This window comes from Amycolatopsis sp. NPDC049252, from assembly GCF_043197175.1.
Taxonomy (GTDB): Bacteria; Actinomycetota; Actinomycetes; order Mycobacteriales; family Pseudonocardiaceae; genus Amycolatopsis.
In genome coordinates, this window is record NZ_JBICSQ010000178.1 from 1 (window position 1) to 3,394 (window position 3,394).

Genomic DNA, 3,394 nt, shown 5'->3' on the forward strand with positions numbered 1-3,394 from the left:
GGCCCACCAGGCGTCGTCGATTTCGCCGCGGGCCACGATCTCCGCCGGGCCCGACAGGGTCGACGCGCCGCGGGACACCGTCACCTCGACCCGGCCGCCCGGGACGTCCACTGTGGACGCGCCGGTGTCCGTGCCCGCCAGGTGGAAGGCCGCCGCCACCGCGGCCACCGTGCCGGTGCCGCAGGCGCGGGTCTCCCCCACGCCGCGCTCGTGGACGCGCATCCGCAGCGCGCCCTCGCCGAGGCGGTTGACGAACTCGAGGTTCACGCCGTTCGGGAAGACGTCGTGGTCGAAGTCGGGCTGGTCGCGCAGGTCCAGGTCCCGGACGTCGGTGTCGTCGAGCACCGACACCAGGTGCGGGTTGCCGACGTCCACGGCCACGCCGGAGAACGGCCGACCCGCCACCACGGTGACCGACGTGCCGGTGATCGTCGCCGGGCCCATCCCGACCGTGACCGACCGGTCCGGGTGCACCACCACCGGGCGATCACCCGCCCGGGTGCCGACCACGAACTCGCCCTCGGCCGCGAGCCCCGAGTCGACGAGGTAGCGGGCGAACACGCGCACGCCGTTGCCGCACATCTCGGCGATCGAACCGTCCGCGTTGCGGTAGTCCATGAACCACTCGCCCTCGGAGGCGATTTCGAGCGCGGCGGCCCGGACGATGCGGAGCACGCCGTCGGCCCCGAGGCCGCGGTGGCGGTCGCACAGCGCGGCGATCCGGGCCTCGGTCAGCTCGAGGCGGCCCGCCGCGTCGGGGAGCAGCACGAAGTCGTTCTGCGTGCCGTGCCCCTTGAGGAACTCGATTCCGCCCATGGGGAAAGGTTACCGGGCCAGGGTATCCAGGACGCGTGCGGCCAGCCCGGCCTCGGCGCCGTCGAACCAGTGGATCCGCTGGTCGCGCCGGAACCAGGACCGTTGCTTCCGGACGAAGCGCCGGGTGGCCTGCGCCGTCGCCGCGGCGGCCGCCTCGAAGTCGCCCTCGCCGTCCAGCTCGGTGATCACCTGCTGGTAGCCCAGCGCCCGCGACGCCGTCTTCCCGTCGCGCAGCCCGCGCTCCAGCAGCCCGCGGACCTCGTCGACCAAGCCGGCCTCGAACATCAGCCGGACGCGCTCGTCGACGCGCTCGTCGAGTTCCCCGGGCGCCCGGTCGACGCCGATCACGACGGTGCCGTAGCGGGCGGGCCCCGGCTTCGGCAGGTTCGCCGAGAACGGCTCGCCGGTGATCTCGATGACCTCCAGCGCGCGCACGATCCGGCGGGTGTTGGTCGGCAGGATCGCGGCCGCCGCGGCCGGATCGCGTTCACCCAACCGGGTGTAGAGGGCCGGGGTGCCCAGCGAAACCGCCTCCGCGTCGAGGCGGGCGCGCACGACCGGGTCGGTGCCCGGGAAGCGCAGGTCGTCGAGCACCGCCTGGACGTAGAGCCCGGACCCGCCGGTCAGCACCGGCACCCGGCCCGCGGCCAGCAGCCGCTCGACCTCGGCCCGCGCGTCGCGCTGGTAGGCCGCGACGGACGCCGTTTCGGTCACGTCCAGCACGTCGAGCAGGTGGTGCGGCACCCCGCGGCGCTCCTGGTCGGTGGCCTTGGCGGTGCCGATGTCCATGCCCCGGTAGAGCTGCAGCGCGTCGGCGTTGACGACCTCCCCGCCGAGCTTCAGCGCCAGCTCCACGGCCAGCGCGGTCTTGCCGGTCGCCGTCGGCCCGACCACCGCGACCGGGCGGAGCGGGGGTGCGGCGGCGGGGCTGGTCACGACGGCTGACGATACCGGCGTCCCGACACGGAGCGTCCACCGGAAGTAGGATCACGAGCTTCGAGTGGCTCATCCAGTACCACGGTGCGCGCTGAGCTGCTTGAATGCCGCGTGGAGGCCGTAGCATCCGAGCACGGCCCGTGACGACCGCATTACCCGGCCCCGCCGCACCGGCGGGGCGCCCGCGCCAGCGGGCGTACAGGCGATAAGGAGCCTGCGATGGCCCAGGAGAACACTTCCACCGGTACCCCGGCCCCGCACCCGGTGCCGCACGCGCTGCACACCGGGCACAACGCCCCGCCCGTGCCGCCCGCCGAGCCCACCCCGTCCACCTGGGGCCGGGTCGACGAAGAGGGCACCGTCTACGTCATCACGGCCGAGGGCGAGCGCGCCGTCGGCGTCTGGCAGGCAGGCAGCCCCGACGAGGGCCTGGTGCACTTCGCCCGCCGCTTCGACGACGTGCGGACCGAGGTCGAGCTGCTGGAGACCCGGCTGGTTTCCGGCGCGGGCGACCCGAAGCACGCGCTGTCGAACGCCACGCAGCTGCGCGACGGCCTGGCCGAAGCCGCCCTGGTCGGCGACCTGGCCGCGCTGGGCGCCCGGCTGGAGTACGTCATCGGGCACGCCGAGAAGGCGCTGGCCAGCGCGAAGCAGGAGCGCGAGGAAGCCCGCGCCGCGGCCGTCGCCCGCAAGCAGGAGCTGGCCGAAGAGGCCGAGAAGATCGCCGCGGACTCCACCCAGTGGAAGGCGGCCGGCGACCGGCTGCGCACGATCCTGGACGAGTGGAAGACGGTCAAGGGCGTCGACCGCAAGACCGACGACGAGCTGTGGAAGCGGTTCTCCAAGGCCCGCGAGGGCTTCAACCGGCGTCGTGGCTCCCACTTCGCCGAGCTCGACAAGCAGCGCGCCGCGGCCAAGACGCGCAAGGAAGAGCTCATCGCCGAGGCCGAGGCCATCAGCGAGTCCGACGACTGGGGCGACACCGCCGGCCGCTACAAGGACCTGATGACCGAGTGGAAGGCCGCCGGCCGGGCCCCGAAGGACAGCGACGAAGCGCTGTGGCAGCGCTTCCGCGCCGCGCAGGACAAGTTCTTCGCCCGCCGGTCCGCGGTGTTCTCCGAGCGCGACGCCGAGTTCTCGACGAACGCGTCCCGCAAGGAGGAGCTGCTGGTCGAGGCCGAGAAGATCGACGCCGCGTCGAACCTGGAAGCGGCGAAGAACGCGCTGCGCAAGATCCAGGAGCAGTGGGACGAGATCGGCAAGGTCCCGCGCGAGCGCATCCGGGAGCTGGACGGCCGGCTGAAGGCCGTCCAGGACTCGGTGAAGTCGGCCGAGGACTCCCGCTGGCGCCGCACCGACCCCGAGGCCCAGGCCCGGGCCGCGCAGTTCCGCGAGCGCGTCGAGCAGTTCGAGTCCCAGGCGGCCAAGGCCCGCGCCGCGGGCGACGAGCGCCGCGCGAAGAAGGCCGACGACCAGGCCGCGCAGTGGCGCGAGTGGCTGCAGGCCGCGGAGGCGGCCGTCGCCGACCGCTGAGGTCGGGCCCGAGGTCCGTGAAGGCCAGGCGGATTCATGCGGTGGTTGCAACACCTGGTGTCTGCTGATCTAACAGTAGCTTCGTGAGGACCTCGGCTGGTGTCCGCCA

The 3,394-nt window shown here is 73.5% G+C and carries 3 protein-coding genes; 1 reads left to right on the plus strand and 2 read right to left on the minus strand.

The features are described 5' to 3' along the window. The coding region (dapF, locus tag ACGFMK_RS48900; protein ID WP_392778922.1) for a diaminopimelate epimerase at positions 1-816 on the minus strand (816 nt) is incomplete at its 3' end. Between the two features lie 9 nt (positions 817-825). Beyond that, on the minus strand, positions 826-1,752 hold the full coding sequence (miaA, locus tag ACGFMK_RS48905) for a tRNA (adenosine(37)-N6)-dimethylallyltransferase MiaA (protein ID WP_392778925.1): 927 nt from the start codon (positions 1,750-1,752) through the stop codon (positions 826-828). 219 nt (positions 1,753-1,971) lie between these two features. Between miaA and ACGFMK_RS48910 the strand changes: the two genes are divergently transcribed. After that, on the plus strand, positions 1,972-3,285 hold the full coding sequence (locus tag ACGFMK_RS48910) for a DUF349 domain-containing protein (protein ID WP_392778928.1): 1,314 nt from the start codon (positions 1,972-1,974) through the stop codon (positions 3,283-3,285). Positions 3,286-3,394: the final 109 nt, after the last annotated feature.